The 15,094-nt window shown below is 69.5% G+C and carries 14 protein-coding genes; 4 read left to right on the plus strand and 10 right to left on the minus strand.

From position 1 onward, the window contains the following. Window positions 1-3: 3 nt before the first annotated feature. Window positions 4-1,680, minus strand: a complete 1,677-nt coding sequence (locus tag AACL56_RS26785) for a phospholipase D family protein (RefSeq protein WP_339093016.1) — start codon at window positions 1,678-1,680, stop codon at window positions 4-6. Between the two features lie 183 nt (window positions 1,681-1,863). Between AACL56_RS26785 and AACL56_RS26790 the strand changes: the two genes are divergently transcribed. Beyond that, window positions 1,864-3,060 carry an amylo-alpha-1,6-glucosidase gene (locus AACL56_RS26790; RefSeq protein WP_339093017.1) on the plus strand — a complete coding sequence of 399 codons (1,197 nt, stop codon included), beginning with the start codon at window positions 1,864-1,866 and terminating at the stop codon, window positions 3,058-3,060. Between the two features lie 37 nt (window positions 3,061-3,097). Here AACL56_RS26790 and AACL56_RS26795 read toward each other — a convergent pair whose 3' ends face one another. Further along, the gene (locus AACL56_RS26795; protein WP_339093018.1) at window positions 3,098-4,015 is read right to left on the minus strand and encodes a hypothetical protein; all 918 of its coding nucleotides are present in this window, start codon (window positions 4,013-4,015) and stop codon (window positions 3,098-3,100) included. 99 nt (window positions 4,016-4,114) lie between these two features. Then, a complete protein-coding gene (locus AACL56_RS26800; protein WP_339093019.1) occupies window positions 4,115-5,356 on the minus strand; it encodes a GGDEF domain-containing protein in 1,242 nt (413 codons plus the stop codon). A 203-nt stretch (window positions 5,357-5,559) separates the two neighbouring features. Between AACL56_RS26800 and AACL56_RS26805 the strand changes: the two genes are divergently transcribed. Beyond that, a complete protein-coding gene (locus tag AACL56_RS26805) occupies window positions 5,560-6,024 on the plus strand; it encodes a DUF1801 domain-containing protein (protein WP_339093020.1) in 465 nt (154 codons plus the stop codon). Between the two features lie 12 nt (window positions 6,025-6,036). Here AACL56_RS26805 and AACL56_RS26810 read toward each other — a convergent pair whose 3' ends face one another. Genes AACL56_RS26810 through AACL56_RS26835 form a run of 6 tightly spaced genes read right to left on the minus strand, consistent with a single transcriptional unit; the run spans window position 6,037 to window position 11,549 of the window. After that, entirely contained in the window at window positions 6,037-6,411 is a 375-nt protein-coding gene (locus AACL56_RS26810) for an iron chaperone (RefSeq protein ID WP_339093021.1), read from the minus strand. A 26-nt stretch (window positions 6,412-6,437) separates the two neighbouring features. After that, entirely contained in the window at window positions 6,438-6,875 is a 438-nt protein-coding gene (locus AACL56_RS26815; protein WP_339093022.1) for a hypothetical protein, read from the minus strand. Next, on the minus strand, window positions 6,872-8,218 hold the full coding sequence (locus AACL56_RS26820; protein ID WP_339093023.1) for an adenylosuccinate synthetase: 1,347 nt from the start codon (window positions 8,216-8,218) through the stop codon (window positions 6,872-6,874). Before AACL56_RS26820 ends, AACL56_RS26815 begins: the two co-directional genes overlap by 4 nt. Before the next feature lie 7 nt (window positions 8,219-8,225). Further along, a complete protein-coding gene (locus AACL56_RS26825) occupies window positions 8,226-9,206 on the minus strand; it encodes a VWA domain-containing protein (protein WP_339093024.1) in 981 nt (326 codons plus the stop codon). Window positions 9,207-9,249: 43 nt separating this feature from the next. Further along, complete coding sequence (locus AACL56_RS26830) at window positions 9,250-10,179, minus strand: protein kinase family protein (RefSeq protein WP_339093025.1); 930 nt, start codon at window positions 10,177-10,179, stop codon at window positions 9,250-9,252. Between the two features lie 56 nt (window positions 10,180-10,235). Further along, window positions 10,236-11,549: a hemolysin family protein gene (locus AACL56_RS26835; protein ID WP_339093026.1), complete on the minus strand. Its 1,314-nt coding sequence runs from the start codon at window positions 11,547-11,549 to the stop codon at window positions 10,236-10,238. Between the two features lie 23 nt (window positions 11,550-11,572). Here AACL56_RS26835 and AACL56_RS26840 point away from each other — a divergent pair, with 23 nt between their 5' ends. Further along, window positions 11,573-12,424, plus strand: coding sequence for a symmetrical bis(5'-nucleosyl)-tetraphosphatase (locus tag AACL56_RS26840; RefSeq protein WP_339093027.1), 852 nt, complete (start codon window positions 11,573-11,575; stop codon window positions 12,422-12,424). A 43-nt stretch (window positions 12,425-12,467) separates the two neighbouring features. On the opposite strand, the gene AACL56_RS26845 is transcribed toward AACL56_RS26840, so the two are convergent. Then, window positions 12,468-14,015 carry a M20/M25/M40 family metallo-hydrolase gene (locus AACL56_RS26845; protein WP_339093028.1) on the minus strand — a complete coding sequence of 516 codons (1,548 nt, stop codon included), beginning with the start codon at window positions 14,013-14,015 and terminating at the stop codon, window positions 12,468-12,470. Window positions 14,016-14,146: 131 nt separating this feature from the next. On the opposite strand from AACL56_RS26845, the gene AACL56_RS26850 reads away from it, so the two are divergent. Next, on the plus strand, window positions 14,147-15,085 hold the full coding sequence (locus tag AACL56_RS26850) for a LysR family transcriptional regulator (protein ID WP_339093029.1): 939 nt from the start codon (window positions 14,147-14,149) through the stop codon (window positions 15,083-15,085). Window positions 15,086-15,094: the final 9 nt, after the last annotated feature.

Raw genomic sequence — 15,094 nt, forward strand, 5'->3', positions numbered from 1 at the left:
GCCCTACAGCTCGTTGACCGGGATGAACGGTGCGATCAGCCGAAGCCTGAAGCGCTGCCACGCCGTCGTCTCGGGCGGCACGTCGTAGGCCGTTTCCTTGCCGTCGCCGTCCTGCTCGACCCATTCGACGCCGCGTCCGCTGGCGTCGAGCCGCAGCCGGTACGAACTGCCCGCGTCGGCGAAGCCCTCGAGCTGCTGCGCCATCTCCGCGCTGTCGATGATCAGGCCCAGCTCGGTGTTGAGGCGCGCGGAACGCGGGTCGAGGTTCATCGAGCCGAGGAACACCTGCTTGCGGTCGACGATGCCGTTCTTCATGTGCAGCGCGCCCGTGCGGTGGCCGAAGATGCCGAGCTTGCCCCGCTTCACGCTCAGCGTGGGGCTCAGCTCGTAGATGGACACGCCGGCCTTCAGCAGCTCGTGGATGTGCGGCCAGTAGCCGACGTACACCCAAGGCTCGTCGGTGGACGCCAGGGAGTTGGTGAGGATCTTGATGTTCACGCCCAGCGCCTGCGCCTCGGCCAGGTTCGCCACCGTGGCATCGCTGGGCACGAAATACGGCGACACCATCTTGATCTCGTGGCGCGCGGTGCGGAACCACTGGATCACGCCCTCGGTCACCGTGCCCTTGAGCGAATGCTCGCGCTCGTTCACGCCGAGCGTCTTGGAGAGCGGGTCGTACAGCACCCGTGCATCGGCCCACAGCAGCGGGCTGAGCTCGCGCGCGGCCAGCTCGAACGGCAGGTTCATCATCGGCACGAGGTCGAGCGGCAGCTCGGCCGGCTCGCCCGCGGCGGGGTTGCGGATCCTGCCGTCGGGCGGAATGAGCGGCGCCTGCGGCGGCGTGGCGCTGGCGACGAGCGCGTCGAACCTCTGCTGCAGCTGCGCCGTGTCGAGCCGGCTGCGCGCGATGCGACCCACCGGGTAGACCACCTCGCTGTTCCAGTAGTGGTCGAACTCGCCCGACAGGTCACGCACCACCGGGCCGGCCGCGAACACGTCCATGTCGACGAAGTTGCTGCCCGCGGCATTCATCACGTACTCGTCGGCCATGTTGCGCCCGCCCGCGACCGCGGCCGCGTTGTCGGCCACGAACAGCTTGTTGTGCATGCGCCGGTTGACGCGGGCGAAGTCGAGGCCCGAGCCGATGAAGCGCGTCACGTCGCTGCCGCGCCCTGCCGGAAAGGGATTGAACAGGCGCACCTCCACGTTCGGATAGCTGGCGAGCGCCAGCAGCAGGTCGTCCTCGCCGGTGGTGTAGAGGTCGTCGACGAGCAGACGCACGCGCACGCCGCGCAGGGCCGCGTCGCGCAGCTCGCCCATCAGCGCGCGGCCGGTGTTGTCGCCGGCCAGCAGGTAGTACTGCACGTCGAGGCTGCGCGTGGCGAGGCGGGCCAGCGCCATGCGGGTGGCGAACGAGGTCGGACCGTAGGGCAGCAGGCGAAAGCCGGAGCGCGAGTCCTGCGCCTGCGGCGGCAGGACCTTGCGCGCGATCGCGTCGATCGGCGTGCCCGCGTGGTCGGCGATGGCGTTGGTGGGCGGCTCGGGCACCGGTGCCGGCAGGCTCGCGCATGCGGTCATGAGCAGCGACAGCAACAAGGCCAGCACGGCGAGCAGCGGGCGCGGCAGCAGCCTGGCGCATTGGCCAGAGCCTGTTGCCGCATTGCATCCAGTCGTCATCATTTCCTCAACTCTTCGCACGATTGCCTCGCGTCCCGTCGAGCGACGCGCCGGCCGGGAGTATGACGCTGCGGGCTTGCAGGCGCAGCCTGCGCGGGCTGCGAGGCATGCGTCTGACAATCTGATACCTGATGCGCCACAGGGAAAATGGCCCTGCGGCACTTACGGCGCGACGATAGACGATCCATGAAGAAACCTGACGCCCCACTCGACACCCCAGCGCTCGCACTGATCGACACCTGCACCCGGGCCTCGCTCGCATTGCTCGAAAGCAATCTCACGCCGCACGGCATCCTGGCCGCCAGCCGCACCGAGGCGGCCGTGGCACGGCGCTACACGCGCATCTTCGGCCGCGACGCCGCCATCTGCGTGATGGCCATGTGCGGCAGCGGCGTCCCCGCGCTCGAACGGGGCGCCGTGGCCAGCCTCGACGCGCTCGCCGCGCAGCAGGCGGCCAACGGCCAGATTCCCAAGTACGTCGACCCCGAGGGGCAGGACGCCGACTTCTGGTATCTCGGCTGCATCGACGCCACCCTGTGGTGGCTGATCGCGGTGGACCATGTGCGCCGCCACGGCAAGGTCGGCGCCACGCACTGGCAGGACAAGGCCGAGTTGGCGATCCAGTGGCTGCTGGCGCAGGAGCACCAGCACTTCCGCCTGCTGCAGCAGAACGAAGCCAGCGACTGGGCCGACATCATGCCGCGCTCGGGCTACGTGCTCTACACCAACGCGCTCTGGTTCGACGTGAAGCGCCGCTTCGCCATCGCGCACGCCGAAGAGACGCAGCACCACTTCAACCACTTGTTCAACCCGTTCCAGCGCGACCTGCCCGAATACCACCGCGCGCGCCTGCTGCGCCACTATGCGCGCCGCGGCCGCCGGGACCCGGGGCTGTACCTGAGCTTCGTCAACCTCGCGGTGGTGGGCGACGAGGGCGATGTGTTCGGCAACGTGCTGGCCATCCAGGGCGGATTGGCCGACCCCGAGATGGCCAGCCGCATCGTGCAGACCGTGAACGAGGCGCGCGCCTGCGACCCCTACCCGGTGCGCGTGGTGCTGCACCCGCTGTCGCAGCAGCATCCGCTGTGGCGCGCGTACATGGGACGCCACCAGCAGAACATCGTGCACCAGTACCACAACGGCGGCATCTGGCCGTTCGTCGGCGGCTTCTGGGTGATGGCGCTCGCGCGGCTCGGCCTGCATGCGCAGGGATGGTCGGAGCTCGCGCGGCTGGCGCAGGCGAACGCACTGGACGACTGGCGCTTCACCGAGTGGTTCCACGGGCGCACGCTCGCGCCGATGGGCATGGCCGGGCAGAGCTGGAACGCGGCGACCTTCCTTCTCGCGAGGCGGGCGCTGGAAGGGGGCAGCGCGGCCTGGTGACGTGCCGGCCCGCCACGCGGCCGGCGCCCGCGCCCCGTCAGGCCGGCAGCAACCTCTTGTGCTCCGCAATCCCTGAGGCCACCTCGTTCTTGAAGAATGCGTAGCAGTACCAGCGGTACGAGTCGGTGTTGTAGACCGTCGCGTTCTTGTGGTGCTCGGCCAGCCGCGTGGTCTGCTTCGAACCGATGAAATGCCCGCCGGCGGCCATCATGGGGCCGTGGGTGTTGTTGCTCGAGCATTGCGGAATGTTGGCGTCCGCATACGGGGTGAAATGGGCGCCATCCAGCAACAGCCTGTGGCAAGTGCCGCAGACGTCGGCGAGCCCGAGGTTGTGACCGACTTCGTGCACCAGCACGCCGGCGTGGAAATGTCCAAGCGCCCCGCGTGGAAACCCGGGGCCGATCGCCATCAGGTAGCCGCCCCGCCCGCCTTTCAGTGCAGCGGCATCGCCGGCCTCGTAGCTCTTGTAGATCATCCAGCTTTCACTGGCGAGGTCGGCAATCATCTGGTCGATCTTGGTGCGCACGTAGGCCGAGCGCGAAGCGAAACCAGACTCGGCATTGGCATTGCCGCGGGCCAGTCCGGCCTTGCGGGTCGTGCTCATGCCGTGCCACGCACGCGAGCCGAAGGCCGCTTCGAAATTCGTCTTGCCCGGCCACGTGTGGAGGCCGACATGGCGCCGCGCCTCCGCCAGCATCCTCGCGGCGAGGTCGAGGCAGGCGCCGAACTCGTTGACCCTCGGCTGGTCGAATCCGAAAAACCGGATATGGCGGTGATTGCCGACGGTGGGTTTCAGCACCACCTCGGCGACGATCCGCTCGCACTCCGCGACGGGCCGGTTCTCGGACAGGTTGCGCTTCGAACCGTCGGGTGCGGTGCGCACGCCGTTGCTCACCTTGTCGGCCTGCAACTTGATCGGAAACTGCTCGCGGACGTATTCGAAGAGACTGGGCATGCGCGCCACCTTGAAACCGGGGGAGCGCGAGTCTCGCACCGATGAAAACTTTCGACCTCCCATGAACGGGCCATGCCGCGCACCTGCGCGGCATCCGCATCAGGCGGACACGACGAGATCCTCGAAGGCCAACGGCTGCTCGCGCCACACCGCCACGCGGTTGCGCCCTTGCCGCTTGGCTTCGTACAGCGCCTGATCGGCGCGCATGTAGAGCAGCTCTGGCGAGACCTGCGCCGTCGCTCCCGAATGCGCGCCCCGTTCGGCGGGCCCCGCATTCGCAGGGCCGGGCTCGAACATGGCGAGCCCCAGCGACACCGTGAGCGCGAACGGCCGCCCGCCCGGCAGCTGCGCCGGGTTCTCGGCCACCGCGCGGCAGAGCGCATCGGCCACGTGCTGCGCGCCGGCCAGGTCGGTGGACGGCAGCAGCACCGCGAATTCCTCGCCGCCCAGCCGCGCGAACACGTCGGCCGAGCGCAACCTGCCCTGCACCCGCCTGGCGAATGCCTGCAGCACGAGGTCGCCGCTGCGGTGGCCATGCAGGTCGTTGACCTGCTTGAAATGGTCCAGGTCGAGCAGCAGCAGCGCCAATGGTTCCGCGCTGCGCCGGCTGCGCGCGACCTCGTGGCTGAACAGCGGATCGAAGCTGCGCCGGTTCAGGCATCCCGTCAGCGCGTCGTGGCTGGCGAGGAACTCCATGTTCTTCGCCGTGCGCTCCAGGCTCGCCATCACGAAGCCCACGCCGCTGCCCAGCAGCGCGAGGAAAGCCAGCAGCACGACGATGCCTTGCCCCAGGCTCGACTGGAAGAAGTTCAGGTACTGGTCCGGCACCAGGCCGGCCTGCAACGCGCGCAGCGCATGGGCGACGCTCAGCATCAGCATGGTCAGCGCCACGGCGCGCATGGTGCTCTCCGCATGCCATGCGTGGCGGAACACATGCAGCGACAACGCGCCGGACAGCAGCATCAGCACGACCGAGAAGATCATGGAGCGCACGCTCATCGGCCAGGCCAGCAGCACCGGCGTGGCCAGTGCGCTGGCAACCACCAGTGCGGTGATCCATCGGGGCACCGGTCCCTTGCCCACGAGCAGGTAGACCGCCTGCGTGAAGTACAGCATGCCGCACAGGACGAGCGGGTTGCCGACCACGATCGACAGCCACTCGGGCAGCACCAGCCGCGACAACAGCCCCACCATGCCCGCCAGCAGGAACACGCAACCCTTGGTCCAGAGCGCCAGCGCACGGTCGGCCGCGAGGCGGCGGCGCACAAGCACCAGTTGCCACGCGAACAGCAGGTAACCCAACCCCAGCGGCAGCATGAGCGAGGGGACGTCGAGGTGCATGGAGATGCGGCCGCGCGCAGCGCGGCAGAAGCAGGAGGAGCGCAGGAAGCGGGAGGCCGCATTCTAGGCAAGGCCCTGCGCTGCACCGATGCCGCCGGCGACGCGGCCTGCAAGGCGCCGCGCCTTGCGACGACGCCGCGGTCCGCCGTAACATCGCCCGGCGCCGCACGGCACCGGCCTGCGCGATCCCAAGGACTGACAAGATGAAAAAAGCAGAGGCGAAGGCTCCGGGCGAAGCGTTGCCGGCATCCGAACTCATCACCGAAAAGATTGCCGGGCTTGCCGACTGGCGCGGCGCCACGCTGGCCCGGATGCGCAAGCTCATCCACCAGGCCGACGCCGAAGTGGTCGAGGAATGGAAATGGATGGGCACGCCCGTCTGGTCGCACGACGGGATCATCTGCACCGGAGAGTCCTACAAGAGCGCGGTGAAACTCACCTTCGCGAAAGGTGCGTCGCTGAAGGACCCGGCCGGGCTGTTCAATGCGAGCCTCGACGGCAACATGCGCCGCGCTATCGACATCCACGAAGGCGAGGAAGTGGACGCTGCCGCGTTCGAGGCGCTGATACGCGAAGCGGTCGCGTTCAACGGCGCGAGCAGGCAGGCGAAGGCGAAACCTGCAAAGCCTGCAAAGCCTGCAAAGCCTGCAAAGAAGACGAACGCCTGAAGCCGCGCCGGGCTACCAGAAGGCGTCGTCGTCGCGTGCGAGCACGGCCTGCAGGCGCTGCTCGGCGATCCTGCAGATCAGTGCCTCCGGCAACTCCGCGGTGTAGGGCACATGCAGCATGCCCTTGGTGGTCTTGTGCTTCTGCAGTTCTTCGCGGAACGGATCCAGCCCGGCTTCGGTGGGCGTGAAGTTCAGGTGCGCCTTGTGCGCCGAGAAGGCGAACAGGAAACGGGGCTCCACGAAGAACGGCGTGCCCCACTTGATCGCTTCCTCGGCGTCCGGCGCCACGCGCTTCAGCAGTGCGTGAAGCCGGCGCAGATGCGGCCGGCCTTCGGCCGGGGCGGCCTCGATGTATTCGGCGATCGTCGTCGGGCTCTTGCTTGCCATCTCGTTCACCTCTATGCAACGCGCGGTCAGAGCGCAGACCAGACCTGCACCAGACCCACGAGATGCACCACGCCGTACACCAGGCAGATCAGCGAACTCCAGACCCAGAAGGCGTCGAGCCGGCGGCGGTCGAACACGAACATCGCAAGCGCCGCAAGCCCGCGCACCAGGTACACGGCGGTGATCGCAGGCAGCGCCCACGACAGCAGCGGCAGCGGCTGCAGCACACCGGCACCCGACAGCGCATAGGCGGCCCACAGGCCGAGCACGCAGGCAATGAGCAGCGTGACCACCGGCGGATAGAGATGCCCCGCCGCCGCACCCGATGCCATGCGCTCGCCGGCGCCGAAGAAGCGATACCACGCCGGTCCGCCGAAGATGATGCAGACGTGCAGCAGCGCCGCGATGGCACTGAGCGCTGCACCGATGACCAGGGGAACGTTGTACGGCACGAGGTCTTTCAAGGATGTTCGAAGGGGCGCAGCGCCCGGACGGTGCCGCGTGTGGGACCGAAGCCACCGTACCGCACCGCAAGGCCGCTGAGCGCCTCGACGCGTTCAATCCACTCATGTGGCTCGGCAATGGCGGCGCCTTCGTACAGCGGCTGGACACCGCTCAGCCGCTGCGTCAGCGCACGCTGGTGCTCGAGGTCAGGCACGTGGCCGATCGGCAGCGCGCTCCAGCGCGAACCTTGCGCATCGCGATAGCGCGAACACCATTTCAGGCCGGCGCCTTCGACTGCATCGAGGTGGCTCGCCACCAGGCCGTCGAGCGGGCCGACCGCATCGAGCGCATACCGCAGCAGCACCGCGTCGGGATGCCCGCGCCGGAACGTGCCCTGCCATCCCTCGTCCGCATTGTGCGGCTCCGGCAGCCGCGCGTCGAGGCCGCGGTCGTGCGTGGGCAAGGGGCCCGCACCGTGGCGCGTGAGATAGCTTCGCAGCACGCCGAGGTGCCGCACGCGCGCCCCGATGCCGAGGTCGCGCAGCACGGCCTCGACGGCCGCGGTCGAGATGGTGCTCCAGGTCGTGTGCGGATGAAAGCCACGCCACTCGTCGAGCAGCACACCCTGCGCACCCTCGAACACCACTGTGCCGGGGCGCGCCAGGCGCTCGGCGATGCGATCCGCGGCAGCGGGCGGCGATTGCGCGAGGCACGGCGCGACGGCATCGAGCCAGCGGTGCGACAGCGTGCGGTCGCGCAGCACCGCGAGCTCCTTCGCGGCATCGGCATGCGCGGGCGCCGCATCTGCGAATTCGTGCAGCAGCGCGTCGCGCGTGGCTTCCAGCTTGCCGAAGGCGCGCGCAGGATGGGCAAGGTCGCCGTAGCACAGCGCATCGTCGGGCGTGGCCAGTGCATGCCGCACCGTTTCCCCCACGCCCACGCCACAGCTGCCGTGTGCGCCCTCTCCGCGCACCCATTCGCGCAGGCGGCCCGCGGCCTGGTGAAAGGGCGTGGTCACGCGGCATCGGGCGTCGATCAAGAGGCGCGAGAAAGCATTCTCCACTCCTGCCTGGCGCAGCACCGCGTCCTCGACGCACAGCGCCGTCGGGTGCACCACCACCGGACTGGCGAGCACGGTGCCCACGCCCGCATGGAAAGTGCCGGCGCCGAACTGGGAGAAGGTGTGGTGCCGGCCATCCGGCAGCACCACGTTGTGCCCGGCCTGTGCGCCGCCGTTGAAGCGCACCACCGTGCGGGCCTGCAGCGCACCGCACAGGTGGTCGGTGAAGAGGCCCTTGCCGCAGTCGCCGAAGCCGAGGCCCAGCAGCGAGACGTAGCGCGTGGCCGCTGCCGGAACCGTCACGGGGAGATCAGCCGAACAGGCGCTTCCACCACGACGAGCGCGGGTTGGCAGCCGCGGTGGCCACCGCCGGCGGCGCACGTCGCGCACCGGCCGGGTCGAGCAGCGCCGCATAGGCGTCGAGCGCATGCAGCACGCCGCCCACGCGTTCCTTGGCCATGCCGGTGCCGCTCATCACGCCGGCCAGCGCATCGAGGCTGGGCACGGCTTTCTCGGTAAGCGCGACGATGCCGGCCGCCACGGCGCAGGCGTCATCGGGCGAATCCATGCAGATGACGTGGTCGCCCAGCAGCTCGCGCCAGCGGCCCTCGCATCGGCGGCGGCGCTGGGCGTCGGGAATCAGGAAGAACAGGTTCGTGGTCTCTGCCGCGGCGGCGATGACCTCCTCGATCGGGATGTCCTCGTCGAGCTTCTCGCCGATGAGGCCTTCGACCTGGTGGCGCGAGACGGCGGGGTACGGCAGCTCGTCGCCGGTCACGAACAGGTAGCCGCGCTTCTTGCGCTTGACCCAGCAGTCCATGTCGGTGTGCTGCGCCATCACGTAGAAGGCCAGCTCGTAGCTCTCCTCGCCGCTGCCGCCACCGCCGCCTTCGAGGTAGCTCCAGGTGAGCCACTGGTCCATGAGGTTGGCGGTCGACTCGAACTGGCCGACCTGCAGCGGCGCATGGTCGGAGGTGGCGTCGCCGATGGCCATGAACAGCAGTTGCGGATCGGGGACGCCGCAATCGGTCAGCAGCTTCATGAACGTGGGCAGTTCGCGGCGCGCCAGCGTCTGCGGGATGTCGCCCATGGAACCGGTGACGTCGAGCGCGAAGGCGATGCCCAGCGAGTTCGGATGGTCGGCGTTGTCGCGCGACTCGCGCACCTTCAGCCCCTTCGGGTTCATCAGCGGGTGCGTCGACCGCTGGGTGAAGACCTCGGCGCCCGGCCTGGCGGCGCGGTCGGCGATGATGGCCGCGTGCGCGGCGTGCGAGTAGTTTCCGTAGCCCATGAACTTGTCCTCCTGATTGACTGGTTGTGGTGCCTGCCGGTGCTCAGCCGCCGGCGTGCGGATCGGGATCGAAACGAACGAACCGCGGTGCGCCGAAGGCTTCGCGCGACGCCGCCGACAGCGCCTGCTCGATGCCCTGCGCGCCGAGGCGCTCGCAGGCGGTGTCTTCGCTGCACTCGCGCAGCAACGCAGCCAGCGGTGCTGGGGTGTGCGCGCCGACGCCGGGGTCGCCGGCCGCACCGCCGTGCAGCAATGCGCGCACGGTCCAGGCGGCCTGCGCCAGGTCGCGTGCGGCAGCCGCCTTGTGCGCCGCGCCGGCCGCGTGCTGCGCGCGCGACCAGCCGATGAGCAGCACGCCATGGTCGCGCGGGTGCACGAGCGCATGCGCCGGCGAAATGCCGCCGTGCGTCCAGCCGGCGCCGTGCACGAAGCCCAGCACCTCGAGCATGCGGCGCCAGATCCACACGGCGTGGCGCGCATCGACGCCTGCCGGGTTGGCAAGAGCGACGTCCTGCAGGCTGCCCCAGAAGCCGGTGGGATGACGCAGCACCAGCGCCTGGCGGGTGCCGTCGCCCAGGCCCTCGGCCACGCCCGTGCCCAGCGGCTGCGGCAACCGGCGCGTGAAGTACGCGGCACCGGCCATCGACAGGTCCTGCAGGGCCTTCAGCACCGCGCCTTCGCGGGCCAGCACGCTGTCGGCCGCGCTGTGGCGCGAAAGCTTGAAGGTGACGCGCTCTGGCAGCGCGCCGAGCCGCTCTGCCAGCAGCACTTCGCTGTGCTCGCCGGTGGCCAGCGGCGCCAGCACGCGATAGCGCGCATCGCGCCAGTGGAGGATGCGCCCTCCCGGCACGTCCGCATTGGCCCGTCGCAGCGCGGCGCGGAAACTCTCGCGCTCGACGATCTCCTCGCCACGCACCACGGTCGCGCCGCAGTAGCTGCAGTCGACCGTGCGCCAGCGGGCTGCACGCGGCAACGGCGCGGAACATTGTGGGCAGCTGAGTGCGAGCAGCGACAGCATCTGCCCGTGTCCTATTCGCTCTTCGGCGGTGCCGCCTGATCGGGGGACGCCAGCACGCGATCGATGCGGCGGCCCTCCAGCGCGGCGATCTCGAAGGACCAGCCGGCGCAGTCGATCTGTTCTCCCACTTCGGGCAGGTGGCCCGACACGGCCATCAGCAGGCCGGCCACGGTGTTGTAGCGGCCACGCTCCTCGTCGGGCAGTTCGCGGATGCCCAGGCGCGCGCGCAGCTCCGACACCGGCATGAGGCCGTCGAGTTCCCACACGCCGTCGGGCCGCTCGCGGGCCCAGGCGTCGGTCTGCATGCCAGGCTGCAGCTCGCCGGTGATGGCCTCGAGCAGGTCGCGCGGGGTCATGAGGCCCTGCACCACGCCGTACTCGTCGACCACGAACACAAGGCGCCCGGCACGTTCGCGGAACTGCTCGAGCAGCTCCATGCCGGTGAGCGTCTCGGGCACGAACACCGCGGGCGTGGCCTCCTGGCCCAGCACGCCGGGATGCGCGGAGCCCAGGCGCAGCAGCTGCGCCACGCTGACCACGCCGACCACGTCGTCGAGCGAGTTGCGGCACACCGGATACCAGGAATGCACCAGGTTGAGCGCGGCCGCGTCGGCCACCTTCTGCAGCGCCTGCGGCACGGTGAACGAGGCATCGAGCCACTCGATGTCGGCGCGCGGGATCATCAGCGACGACAGGCGCCTGTCATCAAGGTGAAACACATTGCGCACCATCTGGTGCTCGTGCTGCTCGATGACGCCGGCGTCCACGCCCTCCTCCAGGCTGGCCGAGATTTCCTCCTCGGTCACCGAGCGGGCTGCGTTGGCGTCGATGCGCAGCAGCTTCAGCGTGGTGGCCGTGGCGCCTGCCAGCAGCCACACGAAGGGCTTGGCCGCCTTGGCCAGCCCGCGCATGGGGCGCGACACCCAGCGCGCCACCGGCTCCGGATACAGCTGGCCGATGCGCTTGGGCACCAGCTCGCCGAAGATGATGGTGAAGAAGGTGATGCAGGTCACCACGCAGGCCGTGGACACCACGCTGGCGGTGCCGGCGCCCATGCCGACCGATTCCATCCACACGGCCAGGGGCGCTGCGAATGCGGCCTCGCCGACGATGCCGCTCAGCATGCCGATGGAGGTGATGCCGATCTGCACCGTCGAGAGGAACTGCGTGGGCGATTCCATCAGCTTCAGCGCGGCCACCGCGCCGGCGTCTCCCGTTTCGGCCAGAGCCGCGAGACGTGCACGCCGGCTGGTGGAAAGGGCCATTTCGGACATTGCGAACAACGCGTTGAGCGTGGTCAGCAAGGCCAGGAGGAAGACATCCATGAACTGAGGGAGAGAATGAGGGAATGGCACTTTACTTGATTGGCGACCTGCAAGGCTGCGACGCGCCCCTCGGCCGGCTGCTGCAGAAGATCGATTTCTCCCCCAGCCGCGACACCATCGTGCTGCTCGGCGACCTGGTGAACCGGGGTCCCGATTCGCTCGCCGTGCTGCGGCGCGTGCAGGGCTACGGCGCGTCGGCGCTGAGCCTGCTGGGCAACCACGACCTGCACCTGCTGGGCGTGGCACACGGCGCGCGCAAGGCTGGCCGCAAGGACACGCTGGGCGAACTGCTGGCCGCGCCCGACAGCGAGGCGCTGCTCGACTGGGTGCGCCGCCAGCACATGGCGCTGCACATGCGCATTGGCGCTGGCGACCTGCTGATGGTGCACGCCGGCGTGCTGCCGCAGTGGACGGTGAGCGACACCCTGGTGCTGGCGTCGGAGGTCGAGTCGGTGCTGCGCGGGCCGGCGCTGGGCGAGTTCCTGATGTCGATGTACGGCAACGAGCCCGATCGTTGGCAGGACTCGCTGACCGGCAGCGCGCGGCTGCGCGCCATCGTCAACGCGCTGACGCGGCTGCGCTTCTGCAGCGCCGAGGGCGTGATGGAGTTCGAGGCCAAGGACAGCGCCGCCACCGCGCCCGAGGGCTACATGCCCTGGTTCGACGTGCCCGGCCGCAGGACGGCCAAGGCCACCATCGCCTTCGGCCACTGGTCGACGCTGGGCTGGCTCTCGCGGCCCGACCTGCTGTCGACCGACACCGGCTGCGTGTGGGGCGGCTGCCTGAGCGCGGTGCGCATCGGCGCGACGCTGGAAGAGCGCGAGCTGATCCAGGTCGAGTGCGAACAGTCGCAGAAGCCGGGCAAGACCGCCTGAGGAAAGCGGCTCGCACCGGCGGCAGCGGCCGCGGGGGCCGCCGTCAGAACGGCTGCGTCATCAGCCCGTACACGGTGCGCACGCCGCTCACGTAGTTGCCCATGCGCAGGTTCTCGTTGGCCGCGTGCTGGTTGTTGTCCGCGTTCACCAGCGGAATGATCGCGAACGGCACCGGCAGCACGCGCACGATCTCGGCCGTGGGCACGGTACCGCCCATCATGCGGATGCGCACCGGCTCCGGCTGGGTGCCGAAGGTCCCGGTGAGCGCCTTGTAGGCCCACTGCCCCACGGGCGAATTGATCTGCGAGCCGGCCGCGTCCCCGCCCTCGCTCTGGTAGGAGAAGCTGGCCAGCTTGTCGTAGCGCGCGCGGTCCTCGTCGGTCGGCTCGCCCTTCACCAGGTGATAGCCCTGGCGCTCGATGTGCTTGCGGATCTGCTGGCCGAGCCAGGCCGCGTCGGAATCGGGCGTGGTGCGAAGGTCGAGCTCGGCCACCGCCTTGTCCGGCACGATGTTGGCCACCTTGTCGCCCACCGCCGCGGCCGCCATGCCGCGCACGTTGAGCGACGGGTATTGCATGGCCTCCTGGTAGTTGCCGCCGACCTTGTCGGTCTGCGCGATGCCCAGGCGACGCTTGAGCGCGGCTTCGTCGTCGGGCACGGCGGCCATGATCTTCCGGTCGGCCTCGGCGATCTTCACGTGGTCGTAGTAGCCGGCCACGGTCACGCGGCCCTGGTCGTTCTTCATCGAGGCCAGCAGGCTCGCCAAGCGCTGCGCCGGGTTGGGCGCGTAGTTGCCGTAGTGCCCGCTGTGCAGCGGCACCTTGGCGCCGTACACGGTGAGCCGCGCCTCGGCCGCGCCCCGGTTGCCGAACACCAGCGTGGGCCGGTTGGTGGCGTGCATCGGGCCGTCGTGGATCACGATGGCGTCGGTGCGCAGCAGGTCGCGGTGCGCCTGCATCACCTTGCTGATCGAGGGCGAGCCCTTTTCCTCCTCGCTGTCGAGGATCACCTTGACATTCACCGCCGGCTGCCCGCCGCCGGCCTTCAACGCGTCGATGGCCGCGAGCATCATCATGATCGGCCCCTTGTCGTCGGCCGACGCGCGGCCGAACACGCGCCACTCGGGGTCGAGCGGGCCGCTGAAGAGCGGCGCCGAATCGATCTCCTCCCAGCTGCCGTCGGCCGCCTTGCGCTTGAGCACCGGCGTCCAGGGGCTCTTCTGCGCCCATTGCGCGGGAATCACGGGCTGGCCGTCGAGGTGCATGTAGAACAGCACCGTCTTGCGAGCCGGGTCGCTGCCCGGGTATTCCGCATAGAGCATCGGCTTGCCGTCGTTGGGCAGCTGCTGCGTGGTGAAGCCGCGCTTGCGGAAAGCCTGCTCCAGCCACTCGACGTTCTTGCGGATGTCCTCCGGCACGATGGCATCGTTGGGCAGCGAGAGCAGCTCGAAATACTCGCGGTAGGTGGCCTGCGCATGGCGTTCGGCATCGGCCGGCGACAGGTCGGCCGCGCCGGCAACGCCGGCGGCGGCGAGCAAGGCAATGGCAAGCGGGGCAAGCAGCTTGCGAGGGAGTCGGGGGTGGATCGGCATGGGAACGCGGCCTTTATGACAGTTTCGAGGCAGTCTAGGCAAAGCCGCGCTTTTGAACAATTGCCGATTTCCTGCGATATCGTTGCGTTTTTTGCAACGCGGGCTTCAACCCGCCATTGCGTCCGAACGCCATGCCCTCCCCCCATCGCCTCCAGGAAACCTCCCTGCGCTACTTCCTCGAGGTGGTGCGCAGCGGCTCGCTGACCGAGGCCGCCGTGCGCCTGAACGTCAGCGCCTCCGCCATCAGCCGGCAGGTCGCGATGCTCGAGGACATGCTGGGTGCGCCGCTGTTCGAGCGCCGCCCGCGCGGCATGGCACCGAGCCCGGCGGGTGAGCTGCTGGCCGCGCATGCACGGCGCGGGGAGATGGAAGCCGAACGCGTGGTGTCCGACATCCAGGGGCTTCGGGGCCTGCGGCGCGGACACGTCCGCATCGCCTGCTCGTCGGGCTTCGCGAACGAGTTCCTGCCGCAGCGGATCGTCGCGTTCCGGGCGCTGCATCCCGGCATCCAGTTCGAGCTGAAAGCCTGCGACTCCGCGGACGTCACCAATGCCGTGCTGCTCGGCAATGCCGACATCGGCCTGACCTACAGCCGTGCAGCCGTCCAGGGCGTGCACGTGGCGCACCGGCAGGCGGCCTCGGTCTTCGCGCTCATGCACCCGGGCCACGCGCTGGCGAAGTTCCGCAGCGTCACCCTGGCGCAGATGCTGCCGTTTCCCATCGGTCTTTCGGGACCCGACACCACGGTGCGCCAGCTGTTCGACGTGGCCTGCAGCAACCGCGGCGTGGTGTTCGAGCCCGCGCTGGTCAGCAACCGCTTCGAGGCGCTGGCCAACTTCGTGCTGCTCGGCGGCGGACTCGCGATCGCCGGCGAGATATCCGTCCGAGAACGCGTGCGGCGCGGCGAACTGCACGCCGCGGAGATCCGCGAGCGCGGCATGCGGGCGCGCTCCGTCGAGCTGCAGACGCTGGCCGGACGGACCCTGCCCGAGGTGGTGCGGACCTTTCTCGACTTCCTGTGCGAGGCACTCCCCGCGCCAGCCGCGCCGGCCGCGCCGGCCGCTCAGTGAGGCAGCATC

Source organism: Variovorax paradoxus, from assembly GCF_902712855.1.
In the GTDB taxonomy this organism is placed as follows: Bacteria; Pseudomonadota; Gammaproteobacteria; order Burkholderiales; family Burkholderiaceae_C; genus Variovorax; species Variovorax paradoxus_Q.

Coding starts and splice junctions, on each gene's coding strand:
- AACL56_RS26835 (WP_339093026.1), bottom strand. CDS start 11,549: ATGGATGTCTTCCTCCTGGCCTTGCTGACCACGCTCAACGCGTTGTTC.
- AACL56_RS26850 (WP_339093029.1), top strand. CDS start 14,147: ATGCCCTCCCCCCATCGCCTCCAGGAAACCTCCCTGCGCTACTTCCTC.
- AACL56_RS26845 (WP_339093028.1), bottom strand. CDS start 14,015: ATGCCGATCCACCCCCGACTCCCTCGCAAGCTGCTTGCCCCGCTTGCC.
- AACL56_RS26785 (WP_339093016.1), bottom strand. CDS start 1,680: ATGATGACGACTGGATGCAATGCGGCAACAGGCTCTGGCCAATGCGCC.
- AACL56_RS26790 (WP_339093017.1), top strand. CDS start 1,864: ATGAAGAAACCTGACGCCCCACTCGACACCCCAGCGCTCGCACTGATC.
- AACL56_RS26840 (WP_339093027.1), top strand. CDS start 11,573: ATGGCACTTTACTTGATTGGCGACCTGCAAGGCTGCGACGCGCCCCTC.
- AACL56_RS26800 (WP_339093019.1), bottom strand. CDS start 5,356: ATGCACCTCGACGTCCCCTCGCTCATGCTGCCGCTGGGGTTGGGTTAC.
- AACL56_RS26805 (WP_339093020.1), top strand. CDS start 5,560: ATGAAAAAAGCAGAGGCGAAGGCTCCGGGCGAAGCGTTGCCGGCATCC.
- AACL56_RS26810 (WP_339093021.1), bottom strand. CDS start 6,411: ATGGCAAGCAAGAGCCCGACGACGATCGCCGAATACATCGAGGCCGCC.
- AACL56_RS26795 (WP_339093018.1), bottom strand. CDS start 4,015: ATGCCCAGTCTCTTCGAATACGTCCGCGAGCAGTTTCCGATCAAGTTG.
- AACL56_RS26825 (WP_339093024.1), bottom strand. CDS start 9,206: ATGGGCTACGGAAACTACTCGCACGCCGCGCACGCGGCCATCATCGCC.